Origin of the sequence: Paraburkholderia sp., assembly GCF_050742655.1 — a bacterium.
In the GTDB taxonomy this organism is placed as follows: Bacteria; Pseudomonadota; Gammaproteobacteria; order Burkholderiales; family Burkholderiaceae; genus Paraburkholderia.
The window spans coordinates 124,736-145,142 of sequence record NZ_JBOIGG010000013.1 but is presented as its reverse complement, the minus strand read 5'-3'; the positions used below and the strand labels follow the sequence as shown (position 1 = coordinate 145,142).

The window sequence follows — 20,407 nt, the reverse complement described above, 5'->3', positions numbered from 1 at the left end:
GCCGGCGTTCCCGCAAGTGGTATCTCAACGGGCTGGCGCAGTGCAGCAAACTCCGTTATAATGCGGCCTGCGCTTCACTTTCTCCGCCCGGTCCGTGCGCTCTGCGTGGCCGGATCAGTCGGTGCAGCGCCTCGTAGCGTTTTGCTCCAATCCAGTTTAGAACCTGTCCCCTCCTGCTTAGGCCTTTTCTTCGGGCCGTCATGTAAGGCTGGCGACAATGCCGGAATGGCCTGTCGCATCCGATACAGCTTCTAACGAAAAACTTGCCGCACGCTGGCAAGTTGCCCCCGTTTTTCGATTTGCTCGCTGCTTCTTTGCTCGCTGAATCCGACGACTTGGGTATGCCGATTGGCGCCGACGTTTTATTCCCTGTGTCCCAAGGATTCAAATGACTTCGAGCAATACCCCCAGCCCGCTGACCGCCATCGCCGACGAAGCTCTCGGCATCGATGCCTCTGGCGTGACTGATACGGCTGAAACCCCGGCGGCTAAAACCGCGGCACCGCAAGGTCCGACGTTCGAGTCGCTCGGTTTGTCGCCGGAAATCGTCTCGGCGCTGGTCGCCGCTGGCTACCAGACCCCGACGCCCGTGCAGCAGCGCGCGATTCCCGCCGCGATCGCCGGCCGCGACCTGATGGTCTCGAGCCCGACCGGTTCCGGCAAGACCGCCGCCTTCATGCTGCCCGCGATCGAGCGTTTCGCGCAGCTGCAAAAAACCCAGGCAGCGCAGCCGCGCGAACCGCGCGATGCAAACGGCGCCGATCGCCGTACGCGCCGTCCGCAGCAGCCGGCCGCCCGTCCGAGCCTGCTGGTCCTCACGCCGACCCGCGAACTCGCGATGCAGGTGACGACCGCCGCTTCGACGTACGGCAAGCACCTCAAGCGCCTGCGCACCGTCAGCATTCTCGGCGGCGTCGCCTACGGCCAGCAGTTGATGCTGCTCGCCAAGAACCCTGAAATTCTCGTGGCCACCCCGGGCCGTCTGCTCGATCACCTGGAACGCGGCCGTATCGATCTGTCGCAACTGCAGATCCTGGTGCTCGACGAAGCCGACCGGATGCTCGACATGGGCTTCATCGACGACATCGAAACGATCGTCGCTGCCACGCCGGCGTCGCGTCAAACGATGCTGTTCTCGGCCACGCTCGACGGCAAGATCAGCTCGCTGACCGGCCGTCTGCTGAAGAACCCGGAGCGTATCGAGATCGTCCAGCGCCTGGAGTCCGCCACGAACATTGCGCAAACCGTGCATTACGTGGACGACCGCGATCACAAGGATCGTCTGCTCGATCACCTGCTGCGCGATGAAGGCCTGGATCAGGCCATCGTGTTCACGTCCACCAAGATGGAAGCCGACCAGCTGGCCGGCCGTCTCGCCGACGCGGGCTTCGAATCGGCCGCGCTGCACGGCGACCTGCCGCAAGGTGCGCGTACCCGCACGATCCGCGCACTGCGCGAACGTCGGGTGCGCGTGCTGGTGGCGACCGACGTCGCCGCCCGCGGTATCGACATCCCGGGCATCACGCACGTGTTCAACTACGATCTGCCGAAGTTCGCCGAAGACTACGTGCACCGTATTGGCCGTACCGGCCGTGCGGGCCGTTCGGGTATCGCCGTGAGCCTCGTGCACCACGCCGAACAGGGCGCGCTGAAGCGCATCGAACGTTTCGTTCGCCTGACGCTGCCGGTCAATGTCGTCGCCGGCTTCGAGCCGCGCAAAACAGCCCCGGCCAACGGTCGCGGCGGATTCGGCGGCGGTCGTGGCCGTCCTGGTGGCGGCAATGGCGGTAACAGCAGCGGCCGTCGTTTTGGTAACGGCAGCAGCAGCAAACCGGCTGGCAGCGCCGGTGCGCGCAGCGGCAGCGGCAACGGCAATAGCTGGGGCAGCAAGCCGTCGGGCAACGGCGGCAATCGCGAAGGCTACGGTGGTTCGCGCGACGGCGGCTACGGCGCACGCCGCAGCGACGGTCCGCGCACGGCACGCCGCGGTAGCTGATCGCGTCACCCCGACTGGACGGCATCACGCCGCCCGGTCACGCCAGACAGAAAACCGGCGCTTCGGCGCCGGTTTTTTTACGCCCCCCTCAGCGTTTCACGATGTGGAAAAAATTTTTGATCCGTGAAAAATCGTGCTGCGTGGCACAACACCGCTTATTGCGACATGGGAAATATCGTTTCTTAATGCGAAATTAAAACTACAACACTATGATTTTATTTGAAAATAAATAGTGCCGCGAGTGCCCCTTGCTGCTGTCCCAGATCGATCGATTTGCCTAGACTCTTATATAAGACTTCGCGAAACAAAACGCCTCGAGCAACGGTTTCGCCGAAGACACGAGTCGACCGATCCACTTTCAACGCCATCAGGGAGCACACCATGTCACGTCAACAGCAAGCTCAGCAGCTTCAGCAGCAGTGGGAAACCGATCCGCGCTGGAAAGGCATCAAGCGCAGCTACACCGCGGAAGACGTGGTGCGTCTGCGCGGCTCGCAGCCGGTCGAGCACACGCTCGCGAAGCGCGGCGCCGAAAAGCTGTGGGAGCTGGTGAACAACGAACCGTTCGTCAATTCGCTCGGCGCGCTGACCGGCAATCAGGCGATGCAGCAGGTCAAGGCCGGCCTCAAGGCGATCTATCTGTCCGGCTGGCAGGTGGCGGGCGACGCGAACGTCGCCGGCGAAATGTACCCGGACCAGTCGCTGTACCCGGCGAATTCGGTGCCGCTCGTCGTGAAGCGGATCAACAACACGCTCACGCGGGCTGACCAGATCCAGTGGTCCGAAGGCAAGAACCCCGGCGACGAAGGCTACGTCGATTTCTTCGCGCCGATCGTCGCGGATGCGGAAGCCGGCTTCGGCGGCGTGCTCAACGCGTTCGAACTGATGAAAGCGATGATCGAAGCCGGCGCCTCGGGCGTGCACTTCGAAGATCAGCTCGCGTCGGTGAAGAAGTGCGGCCACATGGGCGGCAAGGTGCTCGTACCGACGCGCGAGAACGTCGCGAAACTGAGCGCCGCGCGTCTCGCGGCCGACGTGTCCGGTGTGCCGACCGTGCTGCTCGCCCGCACGGATGCGGAAGCCGCCGACCTCGTCACGTCCGACATCGACGACAACGACAAACCGTTCCTGACCGGCGAACGCACGGTGGAAGGCTTCTACCGTACGCGGCCGGGCATCGAGCAGGCGATTTCGCGCGGTCTCGCATACGCGCCGTACGCCGACATGATCTGGTGCGAAACCGGCAAGCCCGACCTCGAGTTCGCGAAGAAATTCGCCGACGCGATCCACAAGCAGTTCCCGGACAAGATGCTGTCGTACAACTGCTCGCCGTCGTTCAACTGGAAGAAGAACCTCGACGACGCGACGATCGCCAAGTTCCAGAAGGAACTCGGCGCAATGGGCTACAAGTTCCAGTTCATCACGCTGGCCGGTTTCCACGCGCTGAACTACTCGATGTTCAACCTCGCGCACGGCTACGCCCGCAATCAGATGACCGCGTTCGTCGAAATGCAGCAGGCCGAATTCGCCGCCGCCGAGAAGGGCTTCACCGCGGTCAAGCATCAGCGCGAAGTCGGCACCGGCTACTTCGACGCGGTGACGCAGACGGTCGAGCGCGAAGCGTCGACCACCGCGCTGCACGGCTCGACCGAAGACGAACAGTTCTTCGACAAGAAAGTCGCCTGATGCGGCTCGCGGGCTTCGCAGCCTGCGACGCGACAAGGCACACATGAGCGGTCCCGCAGAGGATCGCCGTCAGGGAGGGAGTGGCAATGGCGACCGCGGCTCGGGCCGTCATGGGATCTGGGAGGAGCTGGAGAAGCGGCACAAGCGGCACGGTTCGAGATGCCGCGGTTGAAGCCACGCGCGCCGACGGTCACGTCGGCGCGCGCCTTCGCCTTCGTCAGTCCCCGCCCGGTGCTATGCGCCGCTACCGATACACGATCACCGGAATTTTCGTATGCGTGAGCACGCGCTGGGTCTCGCTGCCGATCAGCAGGCTGCCGAGGCCGCGGCGTCCGTGCGACGCCATGAAGATCACGTCGCAGCCGCCCTGCTCCGCCGCCTCGATGATTCCGAGATACGGCGACGGATGCACGCTGGTCCGGCTCGCGCACGACACGCCCGCTTCGCGCGCGGCCTCTTCGATTTCCTGCAGATGCTGGCGCGCTTCGCGCTCGCTGCGCTCCTGGAAATCGACCGGCGGCTCGATCACGACCTCCGAAAACGGCGAGTACGGATATTGCGGCAGACACGCATAGGCCGTCACGCGTGCGCCGACGGAGCGCGCGAGATCGATCGCGCCGTCGATGGCCTTTTTCGACAGATCCGAACCGTCGGTTGGAACCAGGATGTGCGTGAACATGATGTCCTCCATCACCGGTGGGCGCTGCGACGCTGCCGTGACGGCGTGCGGATGCGGCATCCCTGTACCGATTGTAGTGCGCGCGAGCGAATTGCCGAATGGCCAGATTGCCGCGCCCCGAGCGACCACCGCCGGCTTAGGTCAGCCCCAGTAACCGGGATGGCCGTACGTATGCTTGAGAAAATCGAGAAACAGCCGGACGCGCAGAGGCAAATGGCGCCGTTGCGGAAACACCGCGTGGATGCCGATCGGCGGCGCAGCGAACTCGTCGAGCACGCTGACGAGCCGCCCCGCTGCGATGTCCGTGCCGACCTCCCACCACGAACGCCACGCGAGCCCATAGCCGTCGAGACACCATTCGTGCAGCACCGCACCGTCCGAGCATTCCATCGTGCCCGACACCTTGATCGACACGACCTTATCGCCCTGCTGGAACATCCAGCCGCGCTGCTGGTTCGCGCTCGCGCCGAGCGCGAGACAGTTGTGATGCCCCAGGTCGGCGAGTGTGCTCGGTGCGCCGCGGCGCGCCAGGTAGGCCGGCGACGCGACGCACACGCGCCGGTTCTCGCCGAGCCGCAGCGACACCAGCGACGAATCCGGCAGCTCACCGAGCCGCACCGCGCAATCGAAGCCCTCGTTGACGAGATCGACCATCCGGTCGGACAGATCGAGCGTGATCGACACGTCCGGATGCGCGACCGTGAACGCGGGAACCAGCGGCGCGACGTGACGACGTCCGAATCCCGCCGGCGCCGACACGCGCAGATGGCCGCTCGCTTTCACACCACCCGCCGACACGCTCGCCTCCGCGTTCTGCATGTCGTGGATCACGCGCTGGCAGTCTTCGAGGAACGCGGAGCCCTCGAACGTCAGCGTGATGCGGCGCGTCGTGCGCACCAGCAGCTTCACGCCGAGCCGTTCTTCGAGTGCGTCGATGCGGCGCCCGATGATAGCCGGCGCGACGCCCTCGGCCTGCGCCGCCGCGGACAGGCTGCCTTTGGCCGCTACGGTTACGAAAGTCTCTATCTGCTTGAAGCGATCCATGAAGTCGACGAGCCGATGCAAACGCCTGCGTATCGGAATAATAGGGATGCGCGTCAGATTAGGTGGGTGAAAGTAAAAGATCAAGTGATCTCAACGGACTTTTTTTGCACCAGAGATCACTAATACAATCCATCTTGACCTCTGAACTGGAGCGCACGGCAATGTCGGCCACAACGGCACTTTTCCCCAAGGCAGTCATCTTCGACGCGTACGGCACGTTGTTCGACGTGCATTCCGTCGTCGCCGCGGCGGAGCAGATGTTCCCGGGCCACGGCGATGCGCTGTCCCAACTGTGGCGGCAAAAGCAGATCGAATACACCCAGTTGCGCACGCTGTCCGACCCGGGCGGTGCACGCTACCAGCCGTTCTGGAACATCACGCTCGACGCGCTGCGCTACGCAGCGCGCCGTCTGTCGCTGACGCTGAACGGCGCCGCCGAGAAGCGGTTGATGGACGAATACGCATGCCTCTCGGCGTTTCCCGATGCCTTGCCCGTCTTGCGCCGTCTACGCGCGCAGCGCACGTCCGGTGAAGGCGCCGCGCACATCGGCCTCGCGATCCTCTCGAACGGCAATCCGCAGATGCTCGACATCGCCGTGAAAAGCGCGGGCATGACCGGGCTGTTCGACCATGTGCTGTCCGTCGACGCGGTGCGCGCGTACAAGCCCGCGCCGGCCGCCTACTCGCTCGCCACACAAGCCTTCACCGCGAACGCGCGCGACATCGTGTTCGTGTCGTCGAACGGTTGGGACGCGAGCGGCGCGAACTGGTTCGGCTACACGACCTTCTGGATCAACCGCCAGCGCCTGCCCGCCGAAGAGCTCGGCGTGACGCCCCACGGCACCGGGAGCAGCATGGCCGACCTGCTCGTATTTCTGGAAACCTTCGCGCCGTCCGACCGACCGTCCGAACGCACGCGCCACAGCCCTGGCGCGTGATCCTCGAACCGCAACCGACGACGCACCTCATCCGCATTTTTGCAATCTGACCGACCAAGGAGAAACCATGGCGAACACGCTAACGCTGCCGCAGGGCATGGAAATCACTGCCACGATCGAACCCGGCTTCGAAACGATCCTGACTCCCGACGCGCTGGCTCTCGTCGCGAAGCTGCACCGCGCGTTCGAGCCGCGCCGCCAGGAACTGCTGAAGCTGCGCGCCGAACGCACGAAACGCCTCGATGCCGGCGAGCGTCCCGACTTCCTCGCGGAAACAAAGAACATCCGCGACGCCGACTGGACGATTGCGCCGCTGCCGAAGGATCTCGAATGCCGTCGCGTCGAGATCACCGGGCCGGTCGAACGCAAGATGATCATCAACGCGCTGAACTCCGGCGCCGATTCGTACATGACGGACTTCGAGGATTCGAATACGCCGAACTGGACGAACCAGATCACCGGCCAGTTGAACCTGAAAGAAGCGGTACGCCGCACGATCTCGCTTGAGCAGAACGGCAAGTCGTACAGCCTGAACGACAAGGTCGCGACGCTGATCGTCCGGCCGCGCGGCTGGCATCTCGACGAAAAGCACGTGACGGTCGACGGGCAGCGCGTGTCGGGCGGCATTTTCGATTTCGCGCTGTTCCTGTTTCACAACGCGAAGGAACAGCTCACGCGCGGATCGGGTCCGTACTTCTATCTGCCGAAGCTGGAGAGCCACCTCGAAGCGCGTCTGTGGAACGACATCTTCGTCGCTGCGCAGGAAGCGGTCGGCGTTCCGCGCGGCACGATTCGCGCGACGGTGTTGATCGAGACGATCCTCGCCGCGTTCGAAATGGACGAGATCCTGTACGAACTGCGCGAGCACAGCTCGGGGCTGAACGCGGGCCGCTGGGACTACATCTTCTCGGCGATCAAGAAGTTCAAGAGCGACCAGGACTTCTGCCTCGCGGACCGCGTGCAGATCACGATGACCGTGCCGTTCATGCGCGCGTACGCACTGCAGCTGCTGAAGACCTGCCACCGCCGTAACGCGCCGGCAATCGGCGGGATGAGCGCACTGATTCCGATCAAGAACGATCCCGCCGCGAACGACAAGGCGATGGGCGGCGTGCGTTCGGACAAGGCACGCGACGCGAGCGACGGTTACGACGGCGGCTGGGTCGCGCACCCGGGCCTCGTGCCGATCGCGATGGAAGAGTTCGTGAAAGTGCTCGGCGACAAGCCGAATCAGATCGCGAAGCAACGCGCCGACGTGCAGGTGACGCCGACCGATCTGCTCGACTTCCGCCCCGAAGCGCCGATCACCGAGACGGGGCTGCGCTACAACATCAACGTCGGCATCCACTATCTGGGTTCGTGGCTCGCGGGCAATGGCTGCGTGCCGATTCACAACCTGATGGAAGATGCGGCCACCGCGGAAATCTCGCGCTCGCAGGTGTGGCAGTGGATCCGTTCGCCGAAGGGCAAGCTCGACGACGGCCGCAAGGTCACTGCCGAACTGGTCAGCCAGTTGACGCAGCAGGAACTCGACAAGGTCAAGCAGGTGGTCGGCGGCGATACGAAGCCGTACGAGCGCGCCGCGCAGATTTTCGAACAGATGTCCACGTCGGAAACCTTCACCGAATTCCTGACGTTGCCGCTGTACGAGGAAATCTGAACGCACGTAGCGTCTCACGTACTCTCGTGAGACGTTGCTGAGTTGATCGACAAAAGCCGGACCGGTGCCAAGCCGCTCCGGCTTTTTTATTCAACCGTGGCAGCGCTATCGCACATGCGCGCGGCGATGTTCGACCCAGTCGCCCGATGCGATTTCCGGCAGTCCTTTTACCGCATCGGCCGCGACCGGGTAGATCCGGCATTCGAGCGGCGCACCGTCGACGTCGATGGTGAGCCGATGCGCGCGAAACAACCCTTCGACGCCCGGATACACGGCCTCGATTTCATCGAGCACTGCGATAAGCGCATCGTCAACCTCGTAGACGTCACCGCGGACCGGCACGCCGCCGTGATCGACGACAAGCCCCGGATACAAACCGAAATCGAACAGCCGCCCGTGCACCGAGGCCGTGCCGAGCAGCGTCGGCGCTGCGATATCATGCCGTGCGGCGGCCGCGCCGATGTCGTTGACCTCGCCGGCCCGCAACGTTCCATAAACGAACACCTTCTGCATTGCCGTTGTTCCTCTTGCGATCGATGAGTTGATGAGTGCGATGGGGAATTATGCCTCGCCTCCCATCGCGCGAAACACCTGGCCGAATGGACAGGCGCGGACAGCCGCGGACAACACCCCTACAATATCGACGGAGTCCTTCCGCCCGCCGGAGTTCCTGGACCGAGACCCGCCGATGAATTCATCCAGTACCGCCCCGCTGTCTACCGTCGTCGAATTCGCCGACATCCCACCCGAATTCGCGCCAACGCCGCAGCATCCGATCCGTGTCCGTTCGCGGCCCATACAGGCGGGCGTGAGGATCGCGCGCCACACGCATGCGTGGGCGCAGGTCGCGTATACGTCGCGCGGCGTGCTGCGGATCGGAACCGTCGGCACGACGTGGATGGTGCCGCCGTCGAGAGCGATCTGGGTACCGCCGCACGTGCTGCACGAGGTCGCGATCATCGAAGACGCGTTCATGCGGACGCTGTACGTGAACGAAAGCGTGGTGCCCGCCGGTCTCGACGCGTGCCGAGTGGTCGAGGTGTCGGGGTTGCTGCGCGAAGTGATCGCAGCACTCGATACGCCGAATCTGCCGCCTGCGCGGGAGCGCCTGCTCGGCGCACTCGCGCTCGACGAACTGACACGCTCCGAGCCGCTACCGCTATCGGTGCCGATGCCCAGCGAGAAGCGCTTGCGCGCGCTTTGCGAAGCGGTGCTCGCAGATCCGGCCAATGCGGATTCGCTGGAGAACTGGGCGGCGACGGTCGGGGCGAGTACGCGCACGATCGCTCGGCTGTTTCGTCAGGAACTGGGGGTGAGTTTTTCGCAGTGGCGACAGCAAGCGATCCTCGCGCGCGCGATTCCGCTGCTGAGTCAGGGTCGACCGCTGTCGCATGTCGCGCAGGCGCTGGGCTATCAGAGTCAGAGCGCGTTTTCGGCAATGTTCCGCCGCGCGTTCGGACAAAGCCCACGCGCATTCATCGTGCGCGGCGCCGAACATCGCACGGCCGGCGACGACGACTTCGGGTTGCCTTCGGACAACGCAGCGGACGGCGAGAGCATCGAGTCGCGTTGAAACCCCGCTCGCGGCAAACGTCATCAAACACGTCGCGCCATGTGCCGGATCGCGCCGAACTGCGCGAGACGCGGACCGGCGAGGCGGTAGCCCATCCGTTGATAGAGAAGCGCCGCGGGGTTGTCGACGAACACGCGCAACTGCAGTTCGCGAAGACCGCGGGCTCGCGCCCAACGATGTGCCACGTCGAGCAGATAGGTGCCCCCGCCCTGTCGCCGATGCCCGTCCGCGATCTGCACGTCGCGGATATGCAGCGAGTCGCCCTCCTCGGTCACGCGCAGCACGCCGATCGGCTCGCCGTCGGATTCGAGGATGTAGTTTTCCGATTCGCGCCAGCTCCCGAGAAAGAGATCGCCGCGCCACACCAGATGATGACGACGGTAGTAGCCGCCCATGTTGTTGCGAGTCAGTGCTTCTGCAAACTCGAAGTCGTCCATGGCGGCCTTGCGTAACTGGAAGCGGGGCAACGCTGGAGTGGGATCGAACATGGCTCGATGCGCGAGAGAGATCGTCGCCTAACGGTAAGACACACAGCGCGCGCTGGCAATGGCTGTTTTTCCGTAGCGTGGGACGGTGCAGAACACAGCGCGTACGAAGCAGGCGCGCAGAAAAAAGCCCGTTCAGCGAACTGAACGGGCTTCTCTTTCTGGCGGAGCGGACGGGACTCGAACCCGCGACCCCCGGCGTGACAGGCCGGTATTCTAACCAACTGAACTACCGCTCCGTTTTACTTCGGCCCGCAGAAATGATCGTCTCTGCGAGCGGCATCGCGTATCACCCGCGATGCGATATCTGGCGTCCCCTAGGGGATTCGAACCCCTGTACTCACCGTGAAAGGGTGATGTCCTAGGCCTCTAGACGAAGGGGACAACATACGCTTACACCTTTAATGAAAAAGCCCGCTCAAGCGTACCTGAACGGGCTTCGTCTGGCGGAGTGGACGGGACTCGAACCCGCGACCCCCGGCGTGACAGGCCGGTATTCTAACCAACTGAACTACCACTCCAATCTTTGCATCGTAACCTGCGAGAGCCGGCCGACTCTGCACAAGCCGCACCGACGTCGTTCCGTGCGGTGCTGATGTCTGGCGTCCCCTAGGGGATTCGAACCCCTGTACTCACCGTGAAAGGGTGATGTCCTAGGCCTCTAGACGAAGGGGACATGATCTTTTGGATATGTCCTGCAGCGACACATCTACTGCATTCTTGCCGCCATTTCGCTGCTAATTCCAGCAAATAGCGAAGAGCGCTATTTTAACTGCCTAACATCCATTTGTGAAGTCTTTTTTACTACGCCCTGCTTGCTACCTGAAGACTTTCACTTGTTCTGGTGGTGGAGGTAAGCGGGATCGAACCGCTGACCTCTTGCATGCCATGCAAGCGCTCTCCCAGCTGAGCTATACCCCCTTGCAGAACAGAAGCGAGATTGTAGATAGAGAACGACGTGTTGTAAATACCTTGCGTATCGACGCGCCCGATTTTTTGCATGACCGATGCGCGCAGGCGCGCACGGGTCATGCATCGCTCACATCACGCAAACGCCTTCTCGATACGGCTCACTGCAACGTCGCGACCGAACAGCATCAGCACACTATCGATCGACGGCGTGTGCGTCGTTCCCGCGACGAGCAAACGCACCGGCATCGCGAGTTGCGGCATCTTCAGCTTGTGCGTGCCGAGCGTCGCCTTCAATGCGGCGGCGATGCCCTCCTTCGTCCATTCCGCGCTCTTCAATGCCGCTGCGAAATCGATGAGCGCGGGACGCACGACATCGGTCACATGCTGCGCGAGCGCATCGGGTTCGGGAGTCGGTTCGCGATAGAACATCGCAGCGTTCTCGGCGATCTCTTTCACCGTCGATGCGCGATCCTTTAGCAGTGCGACCACAGCCGTCAGATCCGCGCCTTTCGCGAGCGCGGCATCGTCGATACCGAGCCCGGCGAAGAACGGACGTGCGAGGTCCGCCAGTCGACCGGTATCCGCTTCCTTGATGTAGTGGTTGTTCAGCCACTTGAGCTTGTCGTGGTCGTACTGCGCCGGCGACTTGCCCAGATGATCGAGATCGAACCACTCGACGAACTGCTCGCGCGAGAATATCTCCGCATCGCCGTGCGACCAGCCGAGGCGCGCGAGATAGTTGACCACCGCTTCGGGCAGAAAACCTTCGTCGCGATAACCGGTCACGCTCATCGCACCGTGCCGCTTGCTCATCTTCTCGCCCTGCTCGTTAAGCACGGTGGGCAGATGCGCGTAGACCGGCGGCTCGCCGCCGAGCGCGCGCAGGATGTTGATCTGGCGAGGCGTGTTGTTCACGTGATCGTCGCCGCGGATGACGTGCGTGATGCGCATGTCGAGATCGTCGACGACGACGCAGAAGTTGTACATCGGCGTGCCGTCGGGACGCGCGATCACGAGGTCGTCGAGTTCCTCGTTCGAGATTTCGATACGCCCTTTCACCGCATCGTCCCACGCGACGACGCCCGTCAACGGATTGCGGAAGCGCATTACCGGATCGACGCCGGCTGGCGGCACCGGCAACGTCTTGCCCGGTTCCGGACGCCACGTGCCGTCATAGCGCGGCTTTTCGCCCGCGGCACGCTGACGTTCGCGCAACGCATCGAGTTCTTCCGTCGACATGTAGCACGGATACGCCAGCCCCTGCTCCGTCATCTGCTTCAGCACTTCGCGATAACGGTCGAGGCGCTGCATCTGGAAGAACGGGCCTTCGTCGTAGTCGAGATCGAGCCATGCCATCCCTTCGAGAATCGCATCGACGGCTTCCTGCGACGAACGCTCCACGTCGGTGTCTTCGATCCGCAGCACGAAGGCGCCCTTCATCTTGCGGGCGAACGCCCACGGGTACAGCGCGGAGCGGATGTTGCCGAGATGGATGAAACCGGTGGGACTGGGCGCGAAGCGGGTACGAACGGAGGTGGTCATAAGCGGTTACTCGAGGGCGGTCGCCGGTTGGCAACGACGGCAACGTCATAGCGAAGCGGCGGCGAAACGGGCCGCGCGAACGAAGCGCGCAGCGCGTGGACGGAATGAAAATACGAGTCCGGGATTATACCTGCCTACCTGCCGCCAACATCGACCGGTCCTCCGTGCGGTACGAGGACCGGGTGCGCATTTTCGCCGCCGCTGAGCTTTGCTTTATGATGTGCGCGCACCGTCGTCCACATCGACGGTGCGGGACGGTCGCCGTGCGATCGTGTTCGCAAGATCGCGGTGGTCGCCCGCTTCCGTGCACCATCGCCTGCTGGAGAATTCGTTGAATCCATCATCGCCACGCCCCGGGCGCCGCGCGTTTTCGCTGGCTGCCGCGTCCGCCGTTCTCGCCGCCTGCACCACGACGGGCGGCAGCAAGCCCGACACCAGCACATCCGCCACCGCGACACCGCCAGCACCACCAATCGCGAAGCCACCGCGCCCGCTGCGCGTCGGGCTCGCACTGGGTGGCGGCGCCGCGCGCGGTTTCGCGCACATCGGTGTCATCAAGGCGCTCGAAGCGCGCAACATCCAGGTCGATCTGATCGCGGGCACGAGCGCGGGCTCGGTAGTCGGCGCGCTGTACGCATCGGGGATGAACGGCTTTGCGCTGAACAAGCTTGCGCTAAACATGGACGAGGCGTCGATCAGCGACTGGGCGATGCCCTTTCGCGCGCGCGGTTTTCTGCAAGGCGTCGCGCTGCAGAACTACCTGAACACGACGCTCAACAACCGGCCGATCGAGAAGATGCTGAAGCCGCTCGGCGTCGTCGCCACGGATCTGAAAACCGGCCAGCCGATCCTGTTCCAGCGCGGCAACACGGGGATCGCGGTGCGCGCGTCGTGCAGTGTGCCGTCGATCTTCGAGCCGGTGAAGATCGGCGATCACGAGTACGTCGACGGCGGCCTCGTGAGCCCGGTGCCGGCATCGTTCGCCCGCAAGATGGGCGCCGACTTCGTGATCGCGGTCGACATCTCCGCGCGGCCCGAGACGGCTCTCACGCAAAGTTCGTTCGACGTGCTGCTGCAGACGTTCACGATCATGAGCCAGACCATCAAGGCCTATGAACTCGACAAATACGCGGACATCGTGATCCGGCCGAACCTGAACGCGATGAGCGGCAGCGACTTCAGCCAGCGCAACGCGGCGATTCTCGCCGGCGAGGAAGCGGTGGCGAAGCTGATGCCAGAATTACAGCGCAAGCTCTCGGCTGCGAGCGTCGCGACCGCCTGATCCAGGCTCATCAAAAGAAAAAGCCTGCTCGTTTCGGAGCAGGCTTTTTTATGTTCGGTGTTCGCTGAAGCGGATGCAGCGAAACAAGTGGATCAGTTACCGCCGCCGATCGTCGCGCTCACGCGTTGCCGCAGATCTTCCGACTGCTGATACGACGTCTCGACCCGGCGTGCACCAGTGAAACGCTTTTCCCAGTAGCCGCTATCCAGATCATCAACGCGGATCGTGCTGCCGGTGGACGGCGAGTGCACGAACTTGTTGTCGCCGATGTAGATGCCCACGTGCGAGAACGTCCGGCGCATCGTATTGAAGAACACGAGATCGCCCGGCTTGAGTTCGCTCATCCGGACCTTCTCGCCGACGCGGCTCATTTCTTCCGCGCGTCGCGGCAGTGCCATGCCCAGCGTGTCCTGGAACACGTAGCGGACGAAGCCGCTGCAATCCAGGCCGGAATCCGGCGTATTGCCGCCCCAGCGGTACCGCACGCCGATCATGTTCAGCGCGCCGACCACCACGTCCCCCGCCTTGCCGGCCATGCCGGACAGAAACGAGCGTGCACCGCTTTCGCTATCGGACGAAGCCGACGCAGCGCTGGACGACGATTGGGACGTGGAATTGGGGAGCGAAAGAGAAGGGGTGGAATTCGTGGAATTCGACGCGGCAGGCGTCGAAAACGAGGCATTCTGGCTAAAACCGGCGGCTTCGTCTGCGAAAACACTGGGAGCTGCGGTTAGTAGTACGCCAACGAACATTCCGGCGACAACGCGCGTGCAAGCTTGTATGAGAGATCGCTGCTGCATTGTTCGGTAGATTTTGCCTAAGAATCAGATAGCTACGGAAAAAGTTTGGTCGATACTAGCCAGTAAGTATTTGTGTGTCAAAACAAATAGAAAAATACAATCGTCACACGCACCCAATTGGTGAATATCAGCGATCGAACGCCGCTTTCAGCAGCTTTCGAGTGTAAGGATGCACGGGTTCCGCAAAAATCTTCTCGACTTCCCCACTCTCGACGATAGAACCGTTCTGCATGACCGCAACCCGGTGCGCCATTGCACCGATTACGGCCAGATCGTGGCTGATGAAAACGAAGCCGAGGTTGTACTTGTGCTGCAGCTCGGCGAGCAGCTTTAGTACCTGCTGCTGGATCGATACGTCGAGCGCGCTGGTGGGCTCGTCGAGGATCAGGATGCGCGGCTCGAGCACGAGCGCCCGCGCAATCGCGATGCGCTGCCGCTGGCCGCCCGAGAATTCGTGCGGATAGCGCTGCAGCACCGTACGGTCCAGACCGACCTCACGCAGCACGGCGACCACCTTGTCGCGGCGCGCATCTGCATCAAGCTGCGGACGATGCAGCGCGAGCCCCTCACCGACGATCCGTTCGATCGTGTGCCGCGGCGACAGCGAACTGAACGGATCCTGAAAGACGACCTGCATCTCCGAGCGCAGCGCGGTCCGCTCGCGGCCGCGATAGCTCGGGAGCGGGCGGCCCTGGAATTCGACGTCGCCTTGCGCGCGCTGCAGACCGAGCAGCGCCATCGCGAGCGTCGATTTGCCGGACCCGGATTCGCCGACGATGCCAAGCGTTTCGCCCTGCCGCACGGACAGATTCGCATCCGACACCGCGCGAAAACGACCCGAGCGAAACCAGCCGCGGAACCCCGGCAGTTTCGTCCGGAAATCGACTGAGACTTCGCGCGCCTCGAGCAGCACCGGCGCAATCGGAATCACCGGCGTCACCGTGCGCGCGGGCCGGCTTTCGAGCAGCCGACGCGTATAAGGATGCTGCGGCGACGAGAAGATCGCGTCGACGGTGCCGCTCTCGACCAGCTTGCCCCGCTCCATCACCGCGACGCGCTGTGCAAAGCGGCGCACGAGATTCAGGTCGTGCGTGATCAGCAGCACGGCCATGCCGCGCTTCTCCGCTTCGTCGCGCTGCAGTTCGAGCAGCAGCTCGACGATCTGCGCGCGGATCGTCACGTCGAGCGCGGTGGTAGGTTCATCGGCGAGCAGCAGGCGTGGCCGGCACGCGAGCGCCATCGCGATCATCGCGCGCTGCTTCTGCCCACCCGACAGCTGATGCGGATAACTGTTCACGCGCCGCCCCGGCTCCGCGACGCCCGTGCGCGCGAGCAGCGCGACCGCGCGCTTGCGTGCCTCGGCTGCGGTCACGCCGTCGTGGACCACGATCGTCTCCGCGATCTGCTCGCCGATCGTGTACAGCGGGTTCAGCGCGCTCGTCGGCTCCTGGAAGATCATCGCGATGTCGGAGCCGCGCAGCGCCCGCATGCCGCGCTCGCTCTTCGCGAGCAGATCCTCGCCGGCGAAGCGGATCGCGCCGCCGATCGTCGCGTCGTTCAGCAGACGCAGCACGGATAGCGCAGTCACCGTCTTGCCCGAACCCGATTCGCCGACGAGCGCGACCCGCTCGCCGCGTCCGATCGCGAGCGTGACGTCGTCGACCGCGACGGTATCGCCGAAGCTCACGTGCAGACGATCGAGTTCCAGCAGCGGACCGTCCGCTGCACGCACAGCCGGCGCGCTCATTGATTGCCCCCCGCGCGCATCGCATCGGCGATCCGCGTATCGAGCGCATTGCGCAGCGCGTCGCCCATGAATGTGAGCAGCAGCAGCGTCGCGACGAGCACGCCGAAGGTCGACAGCGAGATCCACCACGCGTCGAGATTCGCCTTGCCCTGCGCGAGCAGTTCGCCAAGGCTCGGTGTCGGCGGCGGCACGCCGAGGCCCAGAAAATCGAGGCTCGTCAGCGCAAGAATCGCGCCGCTCATCCGGAACGGCAGGAACGTGATCATCGGCGTGAGACTGTTGGGCAACACGTGACGCCAGATGATCTGCCAGTTCGACAGCCCCATCGCACGCGCTGCGCGCACGTAGTCCTGCATGCGGTTGCGCAGAAACTCCGCGCGCACGTAGTCGGACAGGCCGATCCAGCCGAACAGCGACAGCAGCACGATCAGCAGGATAAAGCCCGGCTCGAAGATCGACGCGAAAATGATCAGCAGATACAGCTCCGGCATGGCACTCCAGATTTCGATCAGCCGCTGCCCGACGATGTCGATCCGCCCGCCGAAGAACCCCTGCACCGCGCCGGCCAGCACGCCGAACACAGTGCCGATCAGCGTCAGCACGAGCGCGAATTCAACCGACACGCGAAACCCGTACAGCAGACGCGCGAACAGGTCGCGGCCGCGGTCGTCGGTGCCGAGCCAGTTGTCGCGTGACGGCGGCGCCGGATTCGGGGCCTTCGAAAAATAGTTCAGCGTGTCGTAGTAGTAGCGGTTCGGCGGATAGAGCACGAAGTTGCCGGGCGCTTCCAGACGCTTCTGCACGTACGGATCGAGATAGTCGGCAGGCGTCGGGAAATCGCCGCCGAAGGTCGTCTCCGGGTAGGCGTGGACCAGCGGGAAATAATAGTGACCGTCGTAGCGCACGACGAGCGGTTTGTCGTTCGACCACAGCGGCGCAGCGAGACTCGCCGCAAACACAATGATGAAAACGATCAAGCTCCAGTAGCCGAGACGCTGCTGCCTGAAGCGCTGCCACACGCGGCGTGCCGGCGACGGCGACACGAACGCGCGCGCTGTCTGCGTGCGCATGGAAGCGTCGGATTGGACGCGGGCTCGATTCAAGTCAGCGCTCCAGTTGTTCGAATTGAATGCGCGGATCGACCCACACGTAGCAGAGGTCGGAGATCAGCTTCGTCGCGAGGCCGATCAGCGTGAACAGATACAGCGTGCCGAGCACGACCGGATAGTCGCGTCGCGTCACCGATTCGTACGACAGCAGGCCGAGACCGTCGAGCGAGAACAGCGTCTCGATCAGCAGACTGCCGGTGAAGAACGCGCCGATGAACGCTGCCGGGAAACCGACGATCAGCGGCAGCAGCGCATTGCGGAACACGTGCTTCCACAGCACTCGCCGTTCGGACAGCCCCTTCGCGCGCGCCGTCAGCACGTACTGTTTGCGGACTTCGTCGAGAAACGCGTTCTTCGTCAGCATCGTGATGACCGCGAAGCTGCCGACCACCGATGCGACGATCGGCAGCGTGATGTGCCACAGATAATCGACGACCTTGCCGGCCACGCTCAGTTGCGACCAGTTATCCGACGTGAGATTGCGCAGCGGAAACAGTTGCAGAAACGTGCCGCCGCCGAACAGCACGAGCAGCAGCACACCGAGCACGAAGCCCGGAATCGCATAGCCGACCAGTACGATGAGGCTCGTCGCGAGGTCGAAGCGCGAGCCGTTGCGGACCGCCTTCGCGATGCCGAGCGGCACGGAAATCAGATACGACAGAAGGAACGTCCATAGCCCGATGCTGAGCGACACCGGCAGCTTCGATACGACCAGCGACCACACGCTTTGATGCCGGAAATAGCTGTCGCCGAGATCGAAGCGCGCGAAGCGCTTCAGCATCAGCAGGTAGCGTTCGAGCGGCGGCTTGTCGAAGCCGTACAGCGCTTTCAGTTGCGCGATCTGCTGTGCGTCGACGCCGGTATGCGCGCGCAGACCGAACGACGCGCCCTGCTCCGCGCCCCGGCGCAACTCGTGCGAGGCCTGCTCGACGGGACCGCCCGGCACGAACTGGATCACGACGAACGTCAGTGTCAAAACGCCCAGCAGCGTCGGGATCATCAGCAGCAGACGTTTGAGAATGTAGCTCCACATAGGCGGCGGTCGGGCGAACGGTCTGAGAGAGAACGGAGCGGAACGTATCAGTGCTGCGGCGCGAACCACCAGGTCGAGATGATCCAGTCGTTGGCCTCATAGTACAGCGGCAGCGTCTTCGGCCATGCGAGGCCGCGCCTGAATGCAACGCGATGCGTCGCGCTGTACCAGTGCGGCACGACATAGTAGCCGTGTATCAGAACACGGTCGAGCGCATGCGTCGCATCGATGAGCTGTTCGCGCGTCTGTGCGTTGACGAGCGCGCGCAGGATCGCGTCGATCGCCGGCGAGCGCAGCCCAATCAGGTTGTTGGAACCCGGCTGGCCAGCTGCCTTGCTGCCGAACTGGTCGATCTGTTCGGAGCCCGGCACCTGGACGCCGGGAATGCGGATCGTCGTCGCATCGAAATCGAATGCGTCGAGCCGCTTCTGATACAGCGCGAAGTCGACGACGCGAAACGTTGCGACGATGCCGAGCTTTTGCAGATTGCGCGCATACGGCGCGATGACGGGCTCCATCGACGACGCCGATCCGGAATCGTCGAGGATCTCAAAGCGGAACGGCTCGCCCTTCGCGTTTCGCAATGCGCCGTCCCGATAGGTCCAGCCCGCCTGCGCGAGTAGCGTGCGTGCCTCGAGCAGATTCGCGCGCAGCGAACCGGGCGGATCGGTGTCGGGTTGCGTGGGCGGCAGCCCGAACACGGCGGGGTCGAGACTCGCGCGCCACGGATTCAGCAACGCGAGTTCGCCCGCCGACGGCAGACCCGTTGCCTTCAGCCCGGTATTCGCAAAGAAGCTGTCGACCCGGGTGTATTGACTGTAGAAGAGCCGGCTGTTGAGCCATTCGAAATCGAGCGCGAGATCGAGCGCCTTGCGCACGCGCACGTCCTGAAAGATCGCGCGGCGCTGGTTCAGGATGAAGCCCTGCATGCCCGCGCCGTTGTGCTGTTCGAATTCGCGCTTGATCAGTTCGCCGTCGTCGAATTTCTTGCCGACCACGCGCCGCACCCAGTTGCGCGCGATGTTCTCGACATAGACGTCGTACTCGCCTGCCTTGAACGCTTCGAGCCGCGCGACCGAATCCGAATACAGCTTGTAGACGATGCGGTCGAAGTTGTTCATGCCGACGCGCACCGGCAGCGCCGCGCCCCAGTAGTTCGGATCGCGCCGGTAGGAGATCGTGCGACCGTTGTCGTAGCGTTCGATCAGATAGGGACCGCTCGCGATCGGCTGCTGGAACGCCAGTTGATCGAACGGTACACGCGAGCCGTCCGGTTTCAAGCCCCACTTGTGCGAGAACACCGGCATGCTGCCTGCGAGCAGCGGCAGCTCGCGGTTGGGCTGGCGAAATTCGAAGCGCACTGTGGACGGATCGACGACGACCGCGCGCGTGATGTCGGCGAAATATGCGGACATCGACGGCGACGCCTGCGGACTCTTCAGCATGTCGAGCGAGAACTTGACGTCCGCGGCGGTGACCGGATCGCCATTCGAAAAATGCGCGCGCGGATTGATGTGGAACGTGGTCGACAGACGATCGGGCGCGATGCGGATGTCATCGGCGAGCAGCCCATATGCGGACGCGGCTTCGTCCGAACTACCGGTGGTCAGACTCTCGAACAGCATCCCAATGCCCGGCGCAGAATTGCCGCGCAGCGTGAACGGATTGAACTTGTCGAAACTCGTCAAGCGGTACGGATTCGACAGCACCAGGGTGCCGCCCTTTGGGGCGTCCGGATTCACGTAGTCGAAATGGCTGAAGCCCGGCGGATATTTGGGCTCTCCATATTGCGCGATCGCATAGACCGCGTGCGCGGGCAGCGCGAAGGACGCCGCCGCGATGAACGCGAGACCGCTCGCGACGATGCGCCGCCCCGCGCGACGCGCGCCATTCCATCGCGAACCGATTGTCATAGAGTCCT

General features: G+C 63.5%; 16 protein-coding genes and 5 tRNA genes. 6 read left to right on the top strand and 15 right to left on the bottom strand.

The window, feature by feature from the left end; all coding sequences use genetic code 11:
• Positions 1-388 precede the first annotated feature (388 nt).
• Positions 389-1,996 (top strand): DEAD/DEAH box helicase, encoded by a 1,608-nt coding sequence (locus ACREXZ_RS19335; RefSeq protein WP_431765719.1) that lies wholly within the window; start codon positions 389-391, stop codon positions 1,994-1,996.
• A 381-nt stretch (positions 1,997-2,377) separates the two neighbouring features.
• Positions 2,378-3,682, top strand: coding sequence for an isocitrate lyase (gene aceA / locus ACREXZ_RS19330; RefSeq protein ID WP_431765718.1), 1,305 nt, complete (start codon positions 2,378-2,380; stop codon positions 3,680-3,682).
• Between the two features lie 244 nt (positions 3,683-3,926).
• Here aceA and ACREXZ_RS19325 read toward each other — a convergent pair whose 3' ends face one another.
• Together ACREXZ_RS19325 and ACREXZ_RS19320 are read right to left on the bottom strand one after the other, a co-directional pair.
• The gene (locus ACREXZ_RS19325) at positions 3,927-4,361 is read right to left on the bottom strand and encodes a universal stress protein (RefSeq protein ID WP_431765717.1); all 435 of its coding nucleotides are present in this window, start codon (positions 4,359-4,361) and stop codon (positions 3,927-3,929) included.
• Positions 4,362-4,502: 141 nt separating this feature from the next.
• Entirely contained in the window at positions 4,503-5,405 is a 903-nt protein-coding gene (locus ACREXZ_RS19320) for a LysR family transcriptional regulator (protein ID WP_431765716.1), read from the bottom strand.
• Between the two features lie 161 nt (positions 5,406-5,566).
• Here ACREXZ_RS19320 and ACREXZ_RS19315 point away from each other — a divergent pair, with 161 nt between their 5' ends.
• Both ACREXZ_RS19315 and aceB read left to right on the top strand, forming a co-directional pair.
• Complete coding sequence (locus tag ACREXZ_RS19315; protein WP_431765715.1) at positions 5,567-6,343, top strand: haloacid dehalogenase type II; 777 nt, start codon at positions 5,567-5,569, stop codon at positions 6,341-6,343.
• Positions 6,344-6,410: 67 nt separating this feature from the next.
• Positions 6,411-8,003: a malate synthase A gene (gene aceB / locus ACREXZ_RS19310; RefSeq protein ID WP_431765714.1), complete on the top strand. Its 1,593-nt coding sequence runs from the start codon at positions 6,411-6,413 to the stop codon at positions 8,001-8,003.
• Positions 8,004-8,108: 105 nt separating this feature from the next.
• Here aceB and ACREXZ_RS19305 read toward each other — a convergent pair whose 3' ends face one another.
• Positions 8,109-8,516, bottom strand: a complete 408-nt coding sequence (locus ACREXZ_RS19305) for a gamma-glutamylcyclotransferase family protein (protein WP_431765713.1) — start codon at positions 8,514-8,516, stop codon at positions 8,109-8,111.
• Positions 8,517-8,691: 175 nt separating this feature from the next.
• On the opposite strand from ACREXZ_RS19305, the gene ACREXZ_RS19300 reads away from it, so the two are divergent.
• Positions 8,692-9,576 (top strand): AraC family transcriptional regulator, encoded by an 885-nt coding sequence (locus tag ACREXZ_RS19300; protein ID WP_431765712.1) that lies wholly within the window; start codon positions 8,692-8,694, stop codon positions 9,574-9,576.
• 23 nt (positions 9,577-9,599) lie between these two features.
• Here the strand turns inward: ACREXZ_RS19300 and ACREXZ_RS19295 are convergent, their stop codons facing one another.
• The 7 genes from ACREXZ_RS19295 to gltX all read right to left on the bottom strand — a co-directional run bounded on the left by ACREXZ_RS19295 (position 9,600) and on the right by gltX (position 12,515).
• Entirely contained in the window at positions 9,600-10,064 is a 465-nt protein-coding gene (locus ACREXZ_RS19295; RefSeq protein ID WP_431765711.1) for a GNAT family N-acetyltransferase, read from the bottom strand.
• A 159-nt stretch (positions 10,065-10,223) separates the two neighbouring features.
• Positions 10,224-10,300 (bottom strand) — tRNA-Asp (locus tag ACREXZ_RS19290).
• A gap of 69 nt (positions 10,301-10,369) precedes the next feature.
• A tRNA-Glu gene (locus ACREXZ_RS19285) sits at positions 10,370-10,445 on the bottom strand.
• A 60-nt stretch (positions 10,446-10,505) separates the two neighbouring features.
• Positions 10,506-10,582 (bottom strand) — tRNA-Asp (locus tag ACREXZ_RS19280).
• 79 nt (positions 10,583-10,661) lie between these two features.
• Positions 10,662-10,737, bottom strand: a tRNA-Glu gene (locus ACREXZ_RS19275).
• A 169-nt stretch (positions 10,738-10,906) separates the two neighbouring features.
• Positions 10,907-10,982 (bottom strand) — tRNA-Ala (locus tag ACREXZ_RS19270).
• 123 nt (positions 10,983-11,105) lie between these two features.
• The gene (gene gltX / locus ACREXZ_RS19265) at positions 11,106-12,515 is read right to left on the bottom strand and encodes a glutamate--tRNA ligase (protein ID WP_431765710.1); all 1,410 of its coding nucleotides are present in this window, start codon (positions 12,513-12,515) and stop codon (positions 11,106-11,108) included.
• 331 nt (positions 12,516-12,846) lie between these two features.
• Here gltX and ACREXZ_RS19260 point away from each other — a divergent pair, with 331 nt between their 5' ends.
• Positions 12,847-13,797 (top strand): patatin-like phospholipase family protein, encoded by a 951-nt coding sequence (locus tag ACREXZ_RS19260; protein WP_431765709.1) that lies wholly within the window; start codon positions 12,847-12,849, stop codon positions 13,795-13,797.
• A gap of 92 nt (positions 13,798-13,889) precedes the next feature.
• On the opposite strand, the gene ACREXZ_RS19255 is transcribed toward ACREXZ_RS19260, so the two are convergent.
• The 5 genes from ACREXZ_RS19255 to ACREXZ_RS19235 form a co-directional block, all read right to left on the bottom strand.
• Positions 13,890-14,597, bottom strand: a complete 708-nt coding sequence (locus ACREXZ_RS19255; RefSeq protein ID WP_431765708.1) for a C40 family peptidase — start codon at positions 14,595-14,597, stop codon at positions 13,890-13,892.
• A gap of 127 nt (positions 14,598-14,724) precedes the next feature.
• Entirely contained in the window at positions 14,725-16,344 is a 1,620-nt protein-coding gene (locus ACREXZ_RS19250; RefSeq protein WP_431765707.1) for an ABC transporter ATP-binding protein, read from the bottom strand.
• Positions 16,341-17,414, bottom strand: coding sequence for an ABC transporter permease (locus tag ACREXZ_RS19245; RefSeq protein ID WP_431765706.1), 1,074 nt, complete (start codon positions 17,412-17,414; stop codon positions 16,341-16,343). The genes ACREXZ_RS19250 and ACREXZ_RS19245 overlap by 4 nt, the downstream gene beginning before the upstream one ends.
• A 34-nt stretch (positions 17,415-17,448) precedes the next feature.
• Positions 17,449-18,486, bottom strand: coding sequence for a microcin C ABC transporter permease YejB (locus ACREXZ_RS19240; RefSeq protein WP_431765705.1), 1,038 nt, complete (start codon positions 18,484-18,486; stop codon positions 17,449-17,451).
• A gap of 47 nt (positions 18,487-18,533) precedes the next feature.
• Positions 18,534-20,399, bottom strand: coding sequence for an extracellular solute-binding protein (locus ACREXZ_RS19235; protein ID WP_431765704.1), 1,866 nt, complete (start codon positions 20,397-20,399; stop codon positions 18,534-18,536).
• Between the last annotated feature and the right edge of the window lie 8 nt (positions 20,400-20,407).